At 71.2% G+C, this 16,851-nt stretch carries 11 protein-coding genes and 5 tRNA genes; 8 read left to right on the top strand and 8 right to left on the bottom strand.

Features of this window, described 5'->3' with window-relative positions; all coding sequences use genetic code 11:
* Positions 1 to 143: 143 nt before the first annotated feature.
* Together AOM46_RS10490 and AOM46_RS10485 are read right to left on the bottom strand one after the other, a co-directional pair.
* The gene (locus AOM46_RS10490; protein WP_062208895.1) at positions 144 to 410 is read right to left on the bottom strand and encodes a DUF3073 domain-containing protein; all 267 of its coding nucleotides are present in this window, start codon (positions 408 to 410) and stop codon (positions 144 to 146) included.
* A 246-nt stretch (positions 411 to 656) separates the two neighbouring features.
* A complete protein-coding gene (locus tag AOM46_RS10485; RefSeq protein WP_062208892.1) occupies positions 657 to 1,796 on the bottom strand; it encodes a Glu/Leu/Phe/Val dehydrogenase dimerization domain-containing protein in 1,140 nt (379 codons plus the stop codon).
* A gap of 185 nt (positions 1,797 to 1,981) precedes the next feature.
* On the opposite strand from AOM46_RS10485, the gene AOM46_RS10480 reads away from it, so the two are divergent.
* A complete protein-coding gene (locus AOM46_RS10480) occupies positions 1,982 to 2,821 on the top strand; it encodes a hypothetical protein (RefSeq protein ID WP_062208889.1) in 840 nt (279 codons plus the stop codon).
* Between the two features lie 439 nt (positions 2,822 to 3,260).
* On the top strand, positions 3,261 to 3,467 hold the full coding sequence (bldC, locus tag AOM46_RS10475; protein WP_019431930.1) for a developmental transcriptional regulator BldC: 207 nt from the start codon (positions 3,261 to 3,263) through the stop codon (positions 3,465 to 3,467).
* A 378-nt stretch (positions 3,468 to 3,845) separates the two neighbouring features.
* On the opposite strand, the gene AOM46_RS10470 is transcribed toward bldC, so the two are convergent.
* The 5 genes from AOM46_RS10470 to AOM46_RS10450 form a co-directional block, all read right to left on the bottom strand.
* Positions 3,846 to 3,920: transfer RNA gene (locus AOM46_RS10470), tRNA-Asp, on the bottom strand.
* Between the two features lie 72 nt (positions 3,921 to 3,992).
* The gene (gene hrpA / locus AOM46_RS10465; protein ID WP_062208886.1) at positions 3,993 to 8,027 is read right to left on the bottom strand and encodes an ATP-dependent RNA helicase HrpA; all 4,035 of its coding nucleotides are present in this window, start codon (positions 8,025 to 8,027) and stop codon (positions 3,993 to 3,995) included.
* 287 nt (positions 8,028 to 8,314) lie between these two features.
* Positions 8,315 to 8,388, bottom strand: a tRNA-Phe gene (locus AOM46_RS10460).
* Positions 8,389 to 8,391: 3 nt separating this feature from the next.
* Positions 8,392 to 8,466: transfer RNA gene (locus AOM46_RS10455), tRNA-Asp, on the bottom strand.
* Between the two features lie 241 nt (positions 8,467 to 8,707).
* Positions 8,708 to 8,780, bottom strand: a tRNA-Glu gene (locus tag AOM46_RS10450).
* A 179-nt stretch (positions 8,781 to 8,959) separates the two neighbouring features.
* Between AOM46_RS10450 and AOM46_RS10445 the strand changes: the two genes are divergently transcribed.
* Positions 8,960 to 9,322 carry a metallopeptidase family protein gene (locus AOM46_RS10445; protein ID WP_199823970.1) on the top strand — a complete coding sequence of 121 codons (363 nt, stop codon included), beginning with the start codon at positions 8,960 to 8,962 and terminating at the stop codon, positions 9,320 to 9,322.
* Between the two features lie 274 nt (positions 9,323 to 9,596).
* Complete coding sequence (locus tag AOM46_RS10440; RefSeq protein ID WP_062208883.1) at positions 9,597 to 11,462, top strand: DEAD/DEAH box helicase; 1,866 nt, start codon at positions 9,597 to 9,599, stop codon at positions 11,460 to 11,462.
* Positions 11,463 to 11,725: 263 nt separating this feature from the next.
* Here the strand turns inward: AOM46_RS10440 and AOM46_RS10435 are convergent, their stop codons facing one another.
* Complete coding sequence (locus tag AOM46_RS10435) at positions 11,726 to 12,547, bottom strand: helix-turn-helix transcriptional regulator (protein ID WP_062208880.1); 822 nt, start codon at positions 12,545 to 12,547, stop codon at positions 11,726 to 11,728.
* A 138-nt stretch (positions 12,548 to 12,685) separates the two neighbouring features.
* Between AOM46_RS10435 and AOM46_RS10430 the strand changes: the two genes are divergently transcribed.
* The 4 genes from AOM46_RS10430 (at position 12,686) to AOM46_RS10415 (ending at position 16,831) form a co-directional block, all read left to right on the top strand.
* Positions 12,686 to 13,546 (top strand): NAD(P)-dependent oxidoreductase, encoded by an 861-nt coding sequence (locus AOM46_RS10430; protein ID WP_062208878.1) that lies wholly within the window; start codon positions 12,686 to 12,688, stop codon positions 13,544 to 13,546.
* Positions 13,547 to 13,682: 136 nt separating this feature from the next.
* Positions 13,683 to 13,755: transfer RNA gene (locus tag AOM46_RS10425), tRNA-Lys, on the top strand.
* 83 nt (positions 13,756 to 13,838) lie between these two features.
* On the top strand, positions 13,839 to 14,822 hold the full coding sequence (locus AOM46_RS10420; protein ID WP_062208875.1) for an aldo/keto reductase: 984 nt from the start codon (positions 13,839 to 13,841) through the stop codon (positions 14,820 to 14,822).
* 917 nt (positions 14,823 to 15,739) lie between these two features.
* Positions 15,740 to 16,831 carry a PP2C family protein-serine/threonine phosphatase gene (locus AOM46_RS10415; RefSeq protein ID WP_062208873.1) on the top strand — a complete coding sequence of 364 codons (1,092 nt, stop codon included), beginning with the start codon at positions 15,740 to 15,742 and terminating at the stop codon, positions 16,829 to 16,831.
* The last annotated feature ends 20 nt before the right edge of the window (positions 16,832 to 16,851 follow it).

The following is a 16,851-nucleotide window of genomic DNA, read 5'->3' as shown; positions in this document are numbered from 1 at the left end:
GGCCGTGGCCGGCAGCGGGCGCCGATAAGGATGTGGCCACCGCCGAGGACACGGTGGACGCGGACAACACTGAGACCGGTCCGGGATAGTCCCGGACCGGGCCAGTCGTGTCGCCATGCGAAGACGTGTGGCGAGAATGCGTGTCAGACGCCACGGCGTTTCGAGGAGTCGGGGGACGGCTCCTGGTCGTCCTCCTCGTCCTCTGCGTTGTAGATCTCCGCGTACCGTGCGTACAGGTCGTCGTCCAGCTCATCGTCGCTCTCGAACCGTTCGCCGTTGGACGGCTGCTGGTCCGGCGTCGGTGAAGCACCCAGCTCTTCGGCCAGACGAGAAAGGTCCGTCCTGCCGCTGTTGTACTTCAGCTGGCGGGCGACCTTCGTCTGCTTGGCCTTGGCCCGGCCGCGCCCCATTGGCTCGACCCCCTCAACGACGGGGCACGACGGCCCCGGAGTGTTGACATCCGTTCATGATTGAGAGCGGGCCCTTCAGAAGCGCCCAGTCCATCGGTCTTCAACCGTACCTGGTCCGGAGAGCCCGCGGTACGCCGTCCGCAGGACCCGAGCCGCCACGTCTGACGCCCGATGAACCCTCTCTGCTGGTCAACGGCGATTTTACCTTCTTTCCCAGTACGACTCGTCCGCGGGGGGTGACATGTCTTACGCAAACGGGCGATCCGCGCCCCTGGCCTGCGCGATTCGTGCCTCCGCGATCCGGTCGGCGGCCACGGCCGGAGGAACACCGTCCGCTTCGGCGCGTTGGAAGATCTCGCGCGTGGTCGAGCGGATGCCAGCGGCCTTTGCCTTTGCGCGTGCGAAGTCAAAACCGTTGAGTTCGTCGGCCACCTGGATCACCCCGCCGGAGTTCACCACATAGTCGGGCGCGTAGAGGACACCCCGGTCGGCGAGGTCCTTCTCGACGCCCGGGTGGGCCAGCTGGTTGTTGGCCGCGCCACAGACGATGCCGGCCCGCAGCAGGGGAACCGTCCGGTCGTTGAGCACCCCGCCCAGCGCGCAGGGGGCGTAGATGTCCAGCGTCGGGTCGGCCAGCAGCTCGTCCGTGGTCTCGACGGCCTCGACCGACGGATGCGCCGCCCGCACCCGGCGGACCGCGTCCGCGTTGACGTCGGTGACGACCACCCGGGCACCCGCCTCGACCAGCTGGTCGACCAGCAGCCGGCCCACCTTGCCGACGCCGGCGACCCCGACCGCGCGGCCGACCAGCTCGGGGGAGCCGAAGCGGTGTTCGGCCGAGGCGAGCATCGCCTGGAAGACGCCGTAGGAGGTGAGCACGGACGAGTCGCCGGCGCCGCCGTTCTCGGGGGAGCGCCCCGTCGTCCAGCGGTTGGCGCGGGCGATCACATCCATGTCCTGGACATAGGTGCCCACATCACAGGCGGTGACATAGCGACCGCCGAGGGAGGCCACGAAGCGACCGTAGGCGAGCAGGAGTTCATCGGTCTTGAGCTTTTCGGGATCGCCGATGATCACGGCCTTTCCGCCGCCGTGCTCAAGACCCGCCAGCGCGTTCTTGTAGGTCATGCCGCGCGCCAGCCTGAGCGCGTCGGCCAGCGCGGCCAGCTCGGGGTCGGCCGCCTCCGGATAGGCGAAGAACCTGGTGCCGCCAAGGGCCGGGCCGAGCGCCGTGGAGTGGATGGCGATCACGGCCCGCAGGCCGGTGGCTCGGTCCTGGCAGAGCACGACCTGCTCGTGGCCGCCCTGATCGGAGTGGAAGAGGGAGGTGAGCACGTCGGCCTCGGCGCCGCTGTCGCCTTCGACAGCGGGACGTACGTCGGTCACGGTGGTGACTCCTGTAGGTCGGGAGGGGTGCCCTCGGCTTTGGTGAGGGCGTGGGTGAGACGAGGGTACGGCGGCTTCGCCTTCGGGGATGCCGCGGGTGCGCCGGAGTGACACGATCGAGGGGTGTGCCCGATACCGGGGCGCAGGGGGCGGCCCAGGGCCGTGGAGAAGAGCGGGAGGGTGGCGTGCCGAAGGTTCCGTACGCGGCGTATCTGAGGGTCTACGAGCCGTTGGCGGCCTTTCCCGAGCCGGAGCGCGCGCACTGGGCCGAGTACGCGCGACGTCCCGAGCTGCCGGGCGTCCAGGACGAGTTGCGGCACGCGCTGACCGGGCTGCTCTCCTCGCCGCCCCGGGTGGCCCCGGCGGGGGAGAGCGCGGACGCTTTCGTGTCCTGGCTGGACGGGGTGCTCTGCGTCTGCCCCTGGCGCACCCGGCTGCGGTCCTGGGAGGCGCTGGACGATGTGGGCCACTGGCTGATGCCGGATTCGGTGCTGGACGCCGCGCTGCCGCCCGGGGTGCGCCGGCGGGCCGCCGACGACTACGCGGGGTGGCGGGAGCGCAACCCGGACGCGCGCCCCTGGATCCGCTCGGCGCTCTGGCATGTGCCGATCCGCTGGTTCGCCCTCTTCGCCGACGACGAACGGGAGTTCCGTGGGAGCCAGGAGCGGCCGGTGGGGGGCGCCGCCAGGCTCCGCTACCGGACGCCGATGGTCCAGGCGCGACGGAGAGTGGCCCGGGGGCTGCGTGCGGTCCGCGAGGCGCTGCCCGAGGGGCCGATGGTGGCGGCGCTCACGGACGTGGGTCGGTGGCTTGAGGAGTTCCACCCGCGTTCCCTGGTCGAACTGGACTACGGCGGGTTGATCTATACGATCTCCGATGAGCAGTTGGCGGCCGACCGCTCGGCCGCGCAGGTGGCCGAGGCGCTGGGCGCGCTGGCGGCGGGGGATCTGGAACGCGCGAACCGGCTCTACGAGGAGCTGACCGACCGCTGGATGATCATCCGGGAACGCCAGTTCGCCAACTGACAGAGGGACGTGAGGGGACTAAAGCCCCAAGCGTGATGGAAGGCACTGTACGGACTCTTGCCTTCAAGTACTCCCCTCGTGTCAAAATAGGACAAGGAGTTCGGAGGGGCTCCTTCTGTCCGTCGTGGGACGGATGGATTGGTATTGCGCTCCTTGGTGGGTCTCATGGTGACTCATCACGATGTGACTGATTGTTACGGACAGGTGACTGTCCGCTATGGCATGGTCCATCGGCTTCCGCCGAGGTTGAACACCTGAGAGGGCAATTCCATCGGTTTGGCCGACCCGGCTGGACGGATGGTGTAGTTGTAGTGCCGAGGACAAGCCGTTCGTCCTATAACCGACTCGACTCGCGTCTGTCATTTCGGGCAACGTGGGTCAAGGTGCAGAATTTAGAGGAAAGAACCGTGATGGTTCGGTTCTCCCGAGGAGGCCGCTCATGACCGCTCGCACCCCTGATGCCGAGCCGCTGCTGACCCCGGCTGAGGTTGCCACGATGTTCCGCGTTGATCCGAAAACGGTCACACGCTGGGCAAAGGCGGGCAAGCTCACGTCTATCCGCACGCTCGGTGGGCACCGCCGCTATCGCGAAGCGGAGGTGCGCGCCCTCCTGGCGGGCATCCCGCAGCAGCGTGGCGAGGCCTGAGAAACACAGCACATCCCAGGCCCCGGGGCCCCCACTCCGGACCGCTTGGCTTCGATCGCGCCGGACTCCGCCGGGTCCGGCGCGATCTTTTTGCGTTCTGTAAGCGGTTTCTGAGGGTCCGTGAGATCCCTCCGGGACCCGGTGCAATTGCACATATTAAATTGGCGGGTGTCTCTACGGGGTCGAACGAGTCCAGCGCGCAATCAAGTTAGGTGACTCCCGTCACACGGTTCCTCGCTTGATCGCCATGCCGTTCGCACGGTATTGCGCCCTCTCCTCACTCGTCACCCGCCCTCCGCAACCCCTACCCACAGCGAAAGCCCGGACCCCTGTGGGGTCCGGGCTTATGGTCAAGAGTTGAACTAATCTGAACTGAGGCGGTCCTGACGGGATTTGAACCCGCGGCCTCCACCTTGACAGGGTGGCGAGCACTCCAAACTGCTCCACAGGACCTTGCTGCGTCGGAGACTCTACCCCAGCCGACCGCCCCTCGGCCAATCGACTTCCGACCCGTGCCCGCGCTGGTCAGGAAGGGTGCGCCGGCGCCAGCGCGTCCACCGCCTTGATGATCCTTTTGTCCGAGATCGGATACGCGGTGCCCAGGGCGTGCGCGAAGTAGCTCACCCGCAGCTCCTCGATCATCCAACGGATCTCCCGGGCCCGTTCGGGCACCGGCTGCCCGGGCGGGAACTGCTCCAGCAGCCAGGCGTGTTCGTCCCGCATCTCGCTGACCTTGGCCAACCTGGCCCGGTCGCGCTCCGCCTGGTGCGGCAGCTGCTGCAACCTGCGGTCAACCGCCTGGAGATAGCGCAGCAGATCGGGCAGCCGACGCGCCCCGTGCGCCGTGACGAAGCCCGGGCGGATCAGCCCGTCCAGCTGCTCCCTGACGTCGGCCACGGACGGCCCCAGGGTGGCGCCGCGCAGCGAGGCCAGCCGCCGTTCGCAGACCTGCCAGGCGGCAAGCACCTCCCTGACCTGTCGGGTGAGCCGCAGCGTGAGATCCACGATGTCGGCGCGCACCGCGTCGAAGAGGCGGGTGAAGCCCTGTTCGTCCCAGGCCGGGCCGCCATGGGCCGCGATCAGCTGGTCGGCGGCGGCCGTCACCAGATCGTCGAAGAGGGCCGGCACACCGCCGTGCGGATTGCTCGACAGGGCCAGCTTCGCCGCGTTGTCCAGCTGCCGCTGGGCGAACTTCCCCGGATCGGAGGGGAGGTTGAGCACCAGCAGCCGCCGGGTGCCCCTGACCATCGCCTCGGTCTGTGCCGGCTCGTTGTCGAAGAGCCGCACCGCGACCGAGCTGCCCTCGTCCACCAACGCCGGGTACGCCTTCACCGGTTGACCGCCGCGTCTGGTCTCCAGCACGCGCGGCAGGGTGCCGATCGTCCACCGGGTGAGCCCGGTGCGCTGCTCGGGCACCGCGCCGGCGCTCTCGGTGGCCCGCGCGCCCCCCCGGGCGCCCCTGGCGCCCTTGGGGGACCGGTCGAAGGCGCGGTCCAGGGCGGCCTGCGCGCGTGGCTTGAAGCGCAGCTTGAGCGCCTCCAGATCCTTGTCCTCCGGGGGCGGGCCGCCCGTCACCTTGCGGTGCCGCTCGTCCACCACCCGGAAGGTGATCCGCAGATGGGCCGGGACCCGATCAGGATCGAAGTCCTCCGGACCGATCCGGACACCGGTCAGCCGGGTCAGCCCGGCGGCCAGCGCCACCCGCAGCGGCGCCTCGGTCGGCTCCGGCGTGTGCGCGAGAAAACGCCGCGCGAAGTCGGGCGCCGGCACGCAGTTCCGGCGCAGCGGCTTGGGCAGCGATCTGATCAGCTCCGTCACCAACTGCTCGCGCAGCCCCGGGATCTGCCAGTCGAAGCCGGCCGGGGTGATCTGGTTCAACACCTGAAGGGGCAGATGGACGGTGACGCCGTCCGCGTCGGAGCCTGGCTCGAACTGGTACGTCACCCGGAGCGAGAGCCGTCCCTGCTGCCAGACATCCGGATAGTCACTCTGGGTGACATCCCCGGCCCGCTCGTTGATGAGCATGGACTTCTCGAAGTTGAGCAGATCGGCATCCTCGTGGCGCTTCTTCTTCCACCAGGAGTCGAAGTGCGCTCCGGAAACCACGTCGTCGGGGATCCGCTGATCGTAGAAGTCGTAGAGCGTGTCGTCGTCCACCAGGATGTCCCGGCGGCGGGCCCGGTGTTCCAGCTCCTCCACCTCGTCCAGCAGGGCGCGGTTGTCGTGGAAGAACTGGTGCTTGGTGCGCCAGTCGCCCTCGACCAGCGCATGCCGGATGAAGAGGTCCCTGGACATCTCCGGGTCGATACGGCCGTAGTTGACCTTGCGGCGGGCCACGATCGGCACCCCGTAGAGCGTCACCCGCTCATAGGCCAGCACCGCCGCCTGCTTCTGCTCCCAGTGCGGCTCGCTGTGGGTGCGTTTCACCAGATGGCCGGCGAGCGGTTCGATCCACTCCGGCTCGATCCTCGCGTTGATCCGCGCCCAGAGCCTGGACGTCTCCACCAGCTCCGCCGACATCACCCAGCGCGGCGGCTTCCTGAAGAGCGCCGAACCGGGGAACACCGCGAACTTGGCGCCGCGCGCGCCCAGGTACTCGTGCTTCTCGGTGTCCTTCAGCCCCAGCTGGGAGAGCAGCCCGGCGAGCAGCGACTGGTGCACCACCTGCGGCGCGGCGGCCGGCGTGTCCTCCCCGGCCGGCTCGACGCCCATCGTCCGGCCGACGGAGCGCAGCTGGCTGAAGATGTCCTGCCATTCGCGTATCCGCAGGTAGTTGAGGAACTCGTTGCGGCACATCCGGCGGAACGCGGAGGAGGAGAGCGCGCGTTGCCGCTCACGCACATAGTCCCAGAGGGCCAACAGGGCCAGGAAGTCCGACTCCTCGCCCGGGCCCTCGCGGAACCTGGCGTGGTGGGTGTCCGCCTGCTGCTGTTTGTCGGCCGGCCGTTCGCGCGGGTCCTGGATGGAGAGCGCGGCGACGATCACCATCACCTCCCGCACACAGCCGTTGCGCTCCGCCTCCAGCACCATCCGGGCCAGCCGTGGGTCAACGGGCAGCCGGGAGAGCTTGCGGCCCGTCTCGGTCAGCCGGTCCCCGGCCAACGCGCCCAGCTCCTCCAGGAGTTGCACGCCGGCCTTGATGCTGCGATGGTCCGGGGGGTCGATAAAGGGGAAGCGCTCGACCTCGCCGAGCCCCGCCGCGTTCATCTGGAGGATCACCGAGGCCAGATTGGTGCGCAGAATCTCGGCATCGGTGAACTCTGGCCGGGCCAGGAAGTCGTCCTCGGAGTACAGCCGGATGCAGATGCCGTCGCTGGTCCGCCCGCAGCGGCCCTTGCGCTGGTTGGCGCTGGCCTGCGACACCGGCTCGATCGGCAGCCGCTGCACCTTGGTGCGATGGCTGTAACGGGAGATCCGCGCGGTGCCGGGGTCGATCACATAGCGGATGCCGGGCACCGTCAGCGAGGTCTCGGCGACATTGGTGGCCAGCACGATCCGCCGCCCGGGATGGCGCTGGAACACCCGCTGCTGCTCGCCGTGCGAGAGGCGGGCATAGAGCGGCAGCACCTCGGTATGCGGCAGCCGCCGTTTCTCCAGGGCGTCGGCGGTGTCCCGGATCTCGCGCTCCCCGGAGAGGAACACCAGGATGTCGCCCGGGCCCTCAGCCATCAGCTCGTCCACCGCGTCGCCGATGGCGGCGATCTGGTCCCGTTCGGCGGGATCCTCCTCGTCCCCCTCGTCCGCGTCCTCGACCAGCGGGCGGTAGCGCACCTCCACCGGATAGGTGCGCCCCGAGACGGAGACGATCGGCGCCGGGCGGCCATCGCCGTCGCTGAAGTGTCGGGCGAAACGCTCGGGATCGATGGTCGCCGAGGTGATGATCACCTTGAGGTCCGGGCGGCGCGGCAGCAGCTGCGCGAGATAGCCGAGCAGGAAGTCGATGTTGAGGCTGCGCTCGTGTGCCTCGTCGATGATGATCGTGTCGTACTGCCGCAGCTCGCGGTCCTGTTGGATCTCGGCGAGCAGGATGCCGTCGGTCATCAGCTTGACCAGGGTGCGCTCGCTGCCCTGGTCGGTGAACCTGATCTTGAAACCGACCGTTTCGCCGATCGAGGTGCCCAGCTCGTCGGCCACCCGCTGGGCGACGGTGCGGGCGGCGATCCGGCGCGGCTGGGTGTGGCCGATCAGCCCCCGCACGCCGCGCCCGAGCTCCAGGCAGATCTTGGGGATCTGGGTCGTCTTCCCCGAGCCGGTCTCGCCGGCGACGATCACCACCTGGTGGTCGCGGATGGCCGCCAGGATGTCGTCCTTCTTCTGGCTGACCGGCAGCTGCTCGGGATAGCTGATGGTGGGAACGGCGGCCAGGCGCTGCTCGACGCGCAGCTCGGCGGCCTCGATCGCCTGGCCGATCTCGGCGAGCACCGCCTGCTGGGCGCTCGGCTTCCGGATGCGCCGGGCACCGTCAAGACGGCGGCCGATGCGTCGTTGGTCGCTCAGCGTGAGCGCGGTCAGTCGCTCGGCGAGGGCCGGGACGGAGACGGGGGAGGGGTCGGTAGACATACGGAATCCAGAATCTCACCTTCGCGCGGTGACCGGCGAGCTGTTATCAGAGCAGGCGCGTTCTATCCGTTTTGCTCATTAAGGTGCCTTTTGTGGGTGGGAGTGGCGGGCGGTGGCGGGGCCGCCGAGCGGGCCGGAAGTTATCAACAGGCTGTGGACGGGATCGGGGCGCGGTAGACCCTGGCGGTGGTCCGGATCGGTGCGCAGGGCGCCCGGTGATGTCGTGGCGGCAGCAAAAAGCCCCGCCGAGTGATCGGCGGGGCTTGTCGGGGAACGCAGATGCGATGTGGCTGGGGCCGGGATCGAACCGGCGACCTTCCGCTTTTCAGGCGGACGCTCGTACCAACTGAGCTACCCAGCCGAGCGGTCCTGACGGGATTTGAACCCGCGGCCTCCACCTTGACAGGGTGGCGAGCACTCCAAACTGCTCCACAGGACCCGGCTGCCACCAGCGGGGAAAACGGGGAGAAATGTTCCTCGGAACCCTCACCGTGTGCCACCGGCTGGCATCGCTGGATCAGCGTATCACGGTGCGGGGCTGCCCCCGACCGATAGCCGACGGGCCCGGGGAGGAGGGGGAAAAGCCCAGCTCAGCACGGGAGTTGGGGGGTGAGTCGGAGGCGTCGGATGGTGATCGACGACGCGTGCCGCGCTCGCGTGGAGCGACGGCTGGTGAGAGGTACCCCCGACGGGATTCGAACCCGCGCTACCGCCTTGAAAGGGCGGCGTCCTGGGCCACTAGACGACGGGGGCCTTCGACGGCCCAACGAACAGCGCCGTGGGCCCGAGCAGCATAGGCGATGCCGGGCGTGATCGGCAAAACACCTGTGCCGCTTCCGGCCCTCCCGACGCGGGAGGGGGCGCGGCGCGCGGTCGTGATCGGTGCGGTGCCATCCGTTCCCCCGGTCGGCGGGGTGCTGGACAATGGACGGGTGCTGGAGATGACGCGCGAGGAGTTCGAGGGGCTGGTCAGCGAGGCGCTGGACCGGATTCCGCCGGAGCTGACCCGGCTGATGGACAACGTGGCCGTCTTTGTCGAGGACGAGCCGCCGCCCGAGGACCCCGAGCTGCTGGGCCTCTACGAGGGCACCCCGCTGACCGAGCGCGGCGAGTGGTACGCCGGCGTGCTGCCGGACCGGATCTCCGTCTATATGGGGCCCACCCTTCGGATGTGTGCGCGAGAGGGCGGGGACCACGAGCTGGTGGTGGCCGAGGTCGAGGTCACCGTGGTGCATGAGATCGCCCACCACTTCGGCATCGACGACGAGCGGCTGCACGCGCTCGGCTACGGCTGAGCCGGCCGCCGGCCGCCGGCCGCCGTCGATGGGGTCGGGCGATCGTCAACTCCCTTACGGGCGGGGCCAATACGGACCGCGTTTGCGCGTGAGGCGGCGGCCTGCGTATGCTTGTAGATCGTTTGATCCCACTTGCCCGGCGCCCACCACAGAAGCGCGCCGTGTGGCGCGTTCCTCGTCTAGCCGTGGCTGATCGCATACAGGCGGTCAAGAGCACTTACGGAGCTAAGGCGCGTGCCGACGATTCAGAAACTCCGGAAGGTTCTCACCCCGTATGTCTGTCACCACGCCCGAGGCTGTTCTGCCTCTGGACGAGCCCACCATGACCTTCGCCGATCTGGGGCTGCCCCAGGACATCGTCCGCAAGCTCGCGGAGAACGGCGTCACCACTCCCTTCCCCATCCAGGCCGCGACCATTCCTGACGCGCTGAACGGTCACGACATTCTCGGCAGGGGCCGCACCGGCTCCGGCAAGACGCTCAGCTTCGGCCTCCCGCTGCTGGCCCGGCTGGCCGGCGGGCGTACCCAGCCCAAGCGTCCGCGCGCCGTGATCCTGACGCCGACCCGTGAGCTGGCCATGCAGGTCAGCGACGCGCTGGAGCCCTACGGCCAGGTGCTGGGCCTCAAGCTCAAGGTGGTCTGCGGCGGCACCTCGATGGGCAACCAGATCTACGCCCTGGAGCGCGGCGTCGACATTCTGGTCGCCACCCCCGGCCGGCTGCGCGACGTGATCGGCCGGCGGGCCTGCTCGCTGGACGATGTGCAGGTCGCCGTCCTGGACGAGGCCGACCAGATGGCGGACCTGGGCTTTCTGCCCGAGGTCACCGAGCTGCTCGACCTGGTGCCCCCGGGCGGCCAGCGGATGCTGTTCTCGGCCACGCTGGAGAACGAGATCGACACCCTGGTCAAGCGCTATCTGGTGGACCCGGTCAACCACGAGGTGGACGCGGCCCAGGGCGCGGTGACCACCATGAGCCACCATGTGCTGGTCGTGAAGCCGCGCGACAAGGCGCCGCTGACCGCCGCCATCGCCGGCGGCGAGGGACGCACCATCGTCTTCGTCCGCACCCAGCTCGGCGCCGACCGGGTGGCCGGCCAGCTGCGCGAGGCCGGCGTGCGCGCCGACGCGCTGCACGGCGGGATGACGCAAGGCGCCAGGACACGCACCCTGGCCGACTTCAAGGACGGCCGGGCCAGCGTGCTGGTGGCCACCGACGTGGCCGCCCGTGGCATCCATGTGGACGGTATCGACGTCGTCCTCAACGTGGACCCGGCCGCCGATCACAAGGACTATCTGCACCGTTCGGGCCGCACCGCGCGGGCCGGCCGGTCCGGCACCGTGGTGTCGTTGGCGCTGCCGCACCAGCGGCGCACCATCTTCCGGCTGATGGAGGACGCGGGCGTCGACGCCGCGCGGCACACCATCGGCCGGGGCGACCTCTTCGCGCCCGATGTCGCCGACATCATCGGCGCCCGTTCGCTGACCGAGGTCCAGGCCGAGTCGGCCATGGGCGCCGCCACCCACGCCGAGCGTGAAGTCGCGCGGCTCACCCGGGAGTTGACCCGGGCCAAGGAGCGGGCGACCGAGCTGGTCGAGGAGGCCGAGCGGCTGACGTCGCGGGCCGCCAGGGAGCGTGGCGACGATCCGGCCGAGGCCGTCACCAAGGCCACCGAGGCCAGGGCCGAGGCCCTGGAGCGGGCGGAGCGCGAGGCCGAGCGGGAGGCGATCCGGGAGGCGCGGCGCGCCGAGAAGGCCGCCCGTGCCGAGGGTGCCCGCAACGAGCGGGGTGGCGAGCGCGGCGGCTTCCGTCGCGAGGGCCACCGCGGTGGCGGTGGCGGTTTCCGTCGCGACGACCGTCCGCGTGGCGGCGGCGAGCGCGGTGGGGAGCGGGGCGGCTTCCGGGACGACCGGCGGCCGTACGGACGTCGTGAGGATGGCGGCGGCTTCCGCCGGGACGACCGGGACGGCTTCCGTCGCGAGGGCCACCGGAGCGGTGGCGGCGGTTTCCGCCGTGACGACCGTCCGCGTGGCGGCAGCGCCGGCGGCGAGCGCGGCGGTGGCTTCCGCTCCGAGCGTCCGGCGTCCTCGTCCTCCTTCGACCGGCGCACCGAGAAGCCGCGCTGGAAGCGCAACGACTGACCGTCGACGCTGACCGCGTCGGCGTCCTAGGTCCTGTCCTGTCGATCTTTTCGGATCAGCCCGCGGCGTCAGATGCGGTGCATCTCAAGGCGCCGGATCGCAGCTCGTACTTGGCCGTACTCGCGCGATTCGGTAACGCAGCGAGGTGCCGTAGCTGGAGTCGCGGGCCCGACAAGATCGGCCGGACAGGGCCTAGCAGGTCCTTCGGCCCCGGTTCGCGTCCCGCGAGCCGGGGCCGAAGGCTTGCCGTCAGGTGGGTGCCGTCAGGTGGGTGGCGTCAGTCGGCCGAGTCGTGCGGCGGTCGGGCCGCCGGGGTGGGCGGTGTAGACGATCAGCCGTTGGTCGTGCTCCGGGCTCAACAGCACCTCGCAGTCCAGCTCCAACAGGCCGACGACCGGATGCCGCAGCCGCTTGACGCTGGCGCGGCGGACGGCGACCTCGTGCGCCTCCCACAGCGCCCGGAACTCCGCGCTGCCCGCCCGCAGCCGGCGCACCAGCTCGACCAGCCGGGCGTCGTCGGGGCGTTGGGCGAGGGTGGCGCGCAGATCGGCGACGCTGGCCCTGGCGTGCCGGTCGTGGTCCTCGGCGGGGAACAGCGCGCGGGCGCCCGGATCGGTGAACCAGCGCCATACGAGGTTGCGCTCCCAGCCGGGAGCGCCGGCCGTATCGCCGGTCAGCGCCCTGGACAGGGCGTTCTGCGCGAGAACGTCGCCCCGGTCGCTGAGCACCTGCGCCGGCAGATCGGTCAGCCGGTCGAGCACCAGCAGCAGCGTCGGCCGCACCCGTTCCGTCGGCGCCCGGCGCTGCGGCGGCTCCTTGCCGGTGAGATGGAACAGATGGTCGCGCTCGTCGTCCGACAGGCGCAGCGCGCCGACCAGGGCGGTGAGCAGCTGCCGGGACGGGCGTGAGCCACGGGCCTGTTCCAGCCGGGTGTAGGAGTCCGCCGACATGCCGGCGAGCAGCGCCACCTCCTCCCGGCGCAGCCCTGGGGTGCGGCGGCGGGTGCCGCCCGGCAGCCCCACGTCGTTCGGCGCGATCCTGGCCCGGCGGCGGCGCAGGAAGTCGGCCAGCTCTCTTCGGTCCACCCCACCACCCTGCCGCTCCGGGGAGCGGTTATCCAGGGAGTGCCGCTCCCTGGAAAAGTCGGTCTCTCCCGCCCGGCGTGGGCCGGGCGCAGTCTTGGCCGGACGAATCCCGAACGTTCCGTCAGGGCTGGAGAGAACATGCATGTGTTGGTGACCGGAGCGACCGGCCAGGTGGGCCGGCGGTTTCTGCCGAGGCTGCTGCGGTGGTCGGGACAGGACCGGGTGCGGGTGCTGGTGCGGGACGCGGAGCGTGCCGAGGCGTTCGCCGCGCTCGGCGCGGAGACCCATGTCGGGGATCTGCGCGACAGTGCCACGCTGCCCGGCGCGCTCGCCGGGATGGACGCGGTCGTCCATATCGCCGCCGCGTTCCGTGGGGTGCCGGACGAGGAGGCGCGCGCGGTCAACCGGGACGCCACCCTGGCGCTGGCCGAGGCCGCCCTGGCCGAGGGCGCGCGCCGGTTCGTCTTCGTCAGCACCAATCTCGTCTATGGCGCGGGGCGCGGCCGGCCGGCCGTCGAGACGGACGAGACCAGGGCCGACGGCATCCTGCGGGGCGCCTATCCCGACTCCAAGATCGAGGCGGAACGCGGCCTGGTGCGGCTGCACCGGGAACGCGGTCTCGACGTGCGGATCGCGCGGCTCTCCTTTGTCTACGGGGACGGCGATCCGCATCTCGAACAGTCGCTGCGCTGGGTCGTCGACTGGGCGGCCCACCAGCGGCTGCAGCTGGTGCACCACGCCGATGTGGCGCAGGCGCTGCGGCTGTTGCTGCGCGCGCCCGGGATCGGCGGCGGCATCTACAACGTCGCCGACGACGCGCCGGTCAGCGCCGTCGAGGTGCTGGAGCTGACCGGCACGCCGGTCCCGGACGGCATGGCGGAGCGGCCGTTGGCCGACGCCTGGGACGGGATCGTCTCCAACCGGCGCATCCGCGAGGAGCTGGGCTTCCGGCCGCTCTACCCGTCGCTTCGGACGGCCGACGACGCGGGCTGTCGCTGAGCGGCGGCGCCCGCGCCGGGGCGTGCGCCAGCCGGGGCGCGCACGCCCCGGCGCCCGTTCGGTCGCCCGGCTGTCGAGGCGCCGCCCGATATCGCCTTCGAGACGGGTGGGTGGGCCGGGCTATGCTGCTCAGTGCGGGCCGTTAGCTCAATTGGCAGAGCAGTGGACTTTTAATCCATTGGTTGTGGGTTCGAGTCCCACACGGCCTACCCGAAGGAGACGCCGTGCCGGAACAGTTCCGGCACGGCGTCTCCGCTGTTCGGGCCCGACGGCCGCCTGAGAGGATGACGGCATGGAGCGACGCGCGTTTGACAGGTTGGGACGACAGGTCTCTGTCGTGGGGCTCGGAACATGGCAACTCGGCGGCGACTGGGGCGAGGTGAGCGAGGACGCCGCGCGGGAGGTGCTGGACGCCTCGGTGGAGTCCGGCGTCGACTTCTTCGACACCGCCGACGTCTACGGCGACGGCCGCAGCGAGCGGCTGATCGGCGACTACCTGCGCGCCCGGCCGGAGCTCGACGTGCTGGTGGCGACCAAGATGGGCCGCCGGGTCGAGCAGCTGCCCGAGCACTACACCCTGGCCAACTTCCGTGCCTGGACGGACCGTTCGCGGACCAACCTGGGCGTGGACCGGCTCGACCTGGTGCAGCTGCACTGCCCGCCGGCCGCCGTGATCGACTCGGACGAGGTGTTCGACGCGCTGGACACCCTGGTGGCCGAGGAACGCGTCGCCGGGTACGGGGTCAGCGTGGAGAGCTGCGACGAGGCGCTGGCGGCGATCGCCAGGCCCGGCACGGCGAGCCTGCAGATCATCCTCAACCCGTTCCGGCTCAAGCCGCTGGAGCGGGTGCTGCCGGCGGCCGCGGCGGCCGGGGTCGGGGTGATCGTCCGGGTTCCGCTGGCCTCGGGCCTGCTCTCCGGCCGCTACACCGTGGACACGGTCTTCGCGGAGAGCGACCACCGCACCTACAACCGGCACGGCGAGGCGTTCGACCAGGGGGAGACGTTCTCCGGCGTGGACTTCGCGACCGGCGTCGCCGCCGCCGTCGAGTTCGCCGAACTGGCGCCCGAGGGCGCCACCTCGGCGGCGACCGCGCTGCGCTGGGCGGTCCAACAGCCGGGCGTGACCTCGGTGATCCCGGGCGCCAGGTCCGCCGAGCAGGCCGGGGCCAACGCGGCGGCGGCCGGGCTCCCCGCCCTCCCCGAGTCGACGCTGGCGGCGGTGCGCGACCTCTACGACCGGCGCGTGCGGGCGCAGGTTCACCACCGCTGGTAGCGCCGCGCGCGGGCCGGGTGCCTCACGCGCCCGGTTTCCGCGCCCGGGACGGCAGGAAAGGCTGCGGTGGGGCAGCGTGGCGCTGCCGTCGCGTGGGAACGCAGGGGGTCCGACGAGGCGGTGCGGGAAGCAGCCGGCGGTGGGTTCTGGGGTGCCCGTCCGGCTCTCTCCGGACGTGGCCGGGCCGATACGCGGCAATCGGCCCAGCCACGTCCACCCAGCGCGCCGCCCCCCAACGCGGCCGCTGCCCCACCCAACACCCCGCGCCTTGCCGGCACAGCCTGGGCGCCGGCCCGGCCGGCCTTGCCGGCGCTGCCCTGCCGGCGCGGCCGGCATCCGCGCCGCGCCCCGCCGGCGCGGCTGGCGCCTTGCGCCTTCGCGGTGCTGCCTGGCCGGTGCGGTGAGCGCAGTCGGTACCCGCGCTGTGCCTTGGTGGTGCGGCCCGGGGCATCAGCGTGGCCGGCGCGGCTAGCGCGCTGTGCGGTAGGCGTGGTTGTCGTCTCGCGGCCTGGCCTGGCCTGGCCTGGCCTGGCCGGCGCAGCCGGTGGCCCTACCCCGCTCCCTGCCGGCGCGGCCGGCGCCCGGCCCCCCGGCGTCCGGCAGTCGTGTTGAGCGCATCAGCCCCGCCGGCGCGGTCAGCGCGCCGCTTCCCGCCCTCTCGGGTTGGCGTGGCCGGTGCCTCTACTCCGGCCCCATCCGCTGGGCGGCCGGTGCCCGGTGCCCTACGTCCGGCAGGCGTGGGTCAGTGCACCGCCTCGGCCGCGCGGCCAGCGCGCCGTCTTCACTCCCGCCACCCTCCGCCGCGCGGCCGCGTTTGATGCCCAGCCCCGGAGCGGCTGCCCTGCCGGCGCGGCCAGCGCGTCGCCGGGGGTTGGGGTCGGGTCGCGGGGGGTGGGGAATGGTCGCAGAGTGGAGGGGTGCGGACGCGTGAGCCGGGTGGCGGCTGGTGGCGGCTGTATCCCTGGCTGCCGGGGGTACTGCTGGCGGTCGGCTGGGTGGTCGGGTTCACGACTCCGCCCCATGTCACGTTGACGCCGTTCTTCGTCGCCGCCCCCCTCGCCGCCGCGCCCGTGCTCTCGATCTGGCTCACCGCTCTCTACGGCACGCTGGCGACCGGTCTGGTCGTCGCCGAGATGATGCAGATCGACCCCTCGGGCCTGGAGGCCCTGATAAAGGTCGGCACGGTGGCGTCCATGGCGGTGTTCGCCGTGCTGTTGAACCGCATGCTGAGTCGGCGCGAGGAGCGCGTCGCGTCCGCGCGGCGGATCGCCGAGACGGTGCAGCGCGCCGTGGTGCCCGATCCGCCGGAGCGGGTGGGGCGGGTGCGGGTGGCGGCCTGCTACCAGGCGGCGCAGCGGAACGCGCTGATCGGCGGCGACCTCTACTCCGTGCGGGACACCCCGTATGGCGTGCGGATGCTGGTGGGGGACGTGCGCGGCAAGGGGCTCGGCGCCACCGAGGTGGTCGCCGTGCTGCTCGGCGCGTTCCGGGAGGCCGCCGAGGAGGAGCCCGAACTGGGCGAGGTGGCCGCCCGGATGGAGGCCACGCTGCTGCGCGAGCGGGGCGACAGTCCCACGTCGGACGAGATGGAGGGCTTCACCACGGCCGTGCTGGTCGAACAGTCGGACGATTCTCCGACGCGGCTGCGCATGATCAACCGGGGCCATCCGCCGCCGGTGCTGCTGCACCCCGACGGCGAGGCGCACTACGTGTACGGTGACGCCGCGCTTCCGCTGGGTCTGCGCGAGCTGTACGCGCACCGTGACCAGCCCACCACCGCCACGTTTCCGGTCGGCGCCCATCTGTTGCTCTACACGGACGGGTTGAGCGAGGCCAGGGACGCCGACGGCGTCTTCTACGATCCGGCCGCCCGGCTGGCCGGCCGGCGGGTGGTCGCGCCCCAGGAGCTGTTGGACCTGGTGGTGCGGGATGTGGTCGCGCACAGCGGCCGGGGGCTCAAGGACGATCTGGCGCTGCTCGCCGTGCGGCATTCACCTTCCGGCGGCTGACCCCCGGTGTTACGTTGACC

The organism is Streptomyces sp. NBRC 109706 (assembly GCF_000974485.1).
Classification (GTDB): domain Bacteria; phylum Actinomycetota; class Actinomycetes; order Streptomycetales; family Streptomycetaceae; genus Streptomyces.
Note: the sequence above shows the minus strand (reverse complement) of the source record. Positions and strands in the feature narration are given on the sequence as shown.

What these genes read in the sequence shown, in the direction of transcription:
- AOM46_RS10430 (WP_062208878.1), top strand. Translation starts at nt 12,686, where the DNA reads ATGCATGTGTTGGTGACCGGAGCGACCGGCCAGGTGGGCCGGCGGTTT.
- AOM46_RS10490 (WP_062208895.1), bottom strand. Translation starts at nt 410, where the DNA reads ATGGGGCGCGGCCGGGCCAAGGCCAAGCAGACGAAGGTCGCCCGCCAG.
- AOM46_RS10420 (WP_062208875.1), top strand. Translation starts at nt 13,839, where the DNA reads ATGGAGCGACGCGCGTTTGACAGGTTGGGACGACAGGTCTCTGTCGTG.
- hrpA (WP_062208886.1), bottom strand. Translation starts at nt 8,027, where the DNA reads ATGTCTACCGACCCCTCCCCCGTCTCCGTCCCGGCCCTCGCCGAGCGA.
- bldC (WP_019431930.1), top strand. Translation starts at nt 3,261, where the DNA reads ATGACCGCTCGCACCCCTGATGCCGAGCCGCTGCTGACCCCGGCTGAG.
- AOM46_RS10440 (WP_062208883.1), top strand. Translation starts at nt 9,597, where the DNA reads ATGTCTGTCACCACGCCCGAGGCTGTTCTGCCTCTGGACGAGCCCACC.